The sequence below is a fragment of the Massilia timonae CCUG 45783 genome (assembly GCF_000315425.1).
GTDB lineage: Bacteria > Pseudomonadota > Gammaproteobacteria > Burkholderiales > Burkholderiaceae_D > Telluria > Telluria timonae.
The window spans coordinates 1-1,442 of the sequence record NZ_JH992934.1 but is presented as its reverse complement, the minus strand read 5'-3'; the positions used below and the strand labels follow the sequence as shown (position 1 = coordinate 1,442).

At 59.6% G+C, this 1,442-nt stretch carries 3 protein-coding genes; 1 reads left to right on the top strand and 2 read right to left on the bottom strand.

Annotated elements, in window-relative coordinates; translation table 11 throughout:
- Positions 1-219: hypothetical protein (locus tag HMPREF9710_RS26380; protein WP_005671615.1), on the top strand; the 219-nt coding region annotated here is incomplete at its 5' end.
- A 21-nt stretch (positions 220-240) separates the two neighbouring features.
- Here HMPREF9710_RS26380 and HMPREF9710_RS26375 read toward each other — a convergent pair.
- Together HMPREF9710_RS26375 and repM are read right to left on the bottom strand one after the other, a co-directional pair.
- The gene (locus HMPREF9710_RS26375) at positions 241-534 is read right to left on the bottom strand and encodes a hypothetical protein (RefSeq protein WP_005671614.1); all 294 of its coding nucleotides are present in this window, start codon (positions 532-534) and stop codon (positions 241-243) included.
- Positions 534-1,322 (bottom strand): replication initiation protein RepM, encoded by a 789-nt coding sequence (gene repM, locus HMPREF9710_RS26370; RefSeq protein WP_229409945.1) that lies wholly within the window; start codon positions 1,320-1,322, stop codon positions 534-536. The genes HMPREF9710_RS26375 and repM overlap by 1 nt, the downstream gene beginning before the upstream one ends.
- Between the last annotated feature and the right edge of the window lie 120 nt (positions 1,323-1,442).

The following is a 1,442-nucleotide window of genomic DNA, read 5'->3' as shown; positions in this document are numbered from 1 at the left end:
GCGCGCGCGATCGCGCCGGCGTCGTTGCAGGGAATGCAGGCTGCGGAGGTCGAGAGGATGACGGCCAAGGCCGTCGATGTGGCGTGGAAAGCGCCGGCCAGCCAGCGCGAATTCGATGTGCGCGTGTCGCGCTTCGTACTGCCGGCCGTGGAGCGCCGGCAGCAGCAGGAGAGGGAACAGGCCCGCCAGCAGCAGAAGGGCCAAGGCATGGAGCGGTAGTCGCTCCCTGGCGTCAAACCCTCACGCCCCGCGTGAGTCCAGCCAGGCGTAGGCCTCCCCCTCGGCGTCAGTGTGGGCCTCGGCCTGCAGGAAGGCATCGTAGGCGTCCGCTGGCCGCGCCGATCCGGCCACCCCCAGCCAATAACCACGTTCGGCCTCGGCCATGGCGTTCCACCAGGCCATGCCCTGGCGCGGGTCGGCCGGCGCGACAGGGAACACCCCGCCGCCTACTTCCTCGCCGTCCTCCAGGAGCCGCAGCCGCCACCCGCCGCCCAGCTCGGTCGGTCGGGGGGTAATCTCGTAGCTGTATTGCATCAAAATTCCTCCTGGTCGTCGGTGACTGGATCGGGGATGCGCTGCTGGCCGTTGGCCTCCAGTTTCGCTCGATAAGCGTGATCCGAGGGTGCGCTGGCCGACTTGGGCTTACGTTCCTTGTCCTTGATCTTGAAGGCAAAATCCGTGATAGCACGGCCAGTCTTGACCGGCTTGTAGCTCACTGTCAGGTCGCTGTGCTTGTTGACCTGATCCACGGCTACATCGAGCACCCGTTTGATGAAATCGGCCGTTAGCTTGTACTCGTCGGCCGCGATCTGTAGCGTCTCGCGCAGCCACTTGAGGTTGAGGGTACGGTTGCCGATCTCTCGATGCTGGGCCAGCAGTTCGTAGATCCGCACGGCGTAGGCGCTCGTCATCTGACCGACCTTCTCCAGCTGGTAGGACGTGAATTCTTCCTCAAGGCGTGTTATGTACTTAATAACATCATGAGTAAATACGACCTTGATGCGGCCGGCCCCATCGACATAGCTCGCCTTGCTGATCCATCGTGTCTTGGAGACCTGTTCCTTGCCAGTGTCTTCGTCCGTCTCGTACAGAGTAACGCTGCGGTCATACAGGGCATCCATAGCTTCCTTGAGCTGGTGGTACACATGGCCCTTGTCGATGCTAGGGAATTGCTTGGCGAAGGCTTCAGCCGTAATGACGACCGGGGAATCAGGGAATAGCCCCTTCTGTTCCTCGCGGCATCGGCAGATGGCATAGAGGATGATGCGCTGCTCGTTCAGGCTCAGCCTATAGCTGGCCTCGATAAGGCGATTGGACTTCACTACTAGCTCATGCTTTTTCATTAACACCCTTTATTAATGACATATCTTTTAATGTCATTCTACAGCCATGATATGACTTGTCAATAGGCGTCATAGTTAACCGCATAAACGTCATAGTTA

Excerpts from the sequence above, each read along its gene's own strand:
- HMPREF9710_RS26375 (WP_005671614.1), bottom strand. The coding sequence starts at position 534 with ATGCAATACAGCTACGAGATTACCCCCCGACCGACCGAGCTGGGCGGC.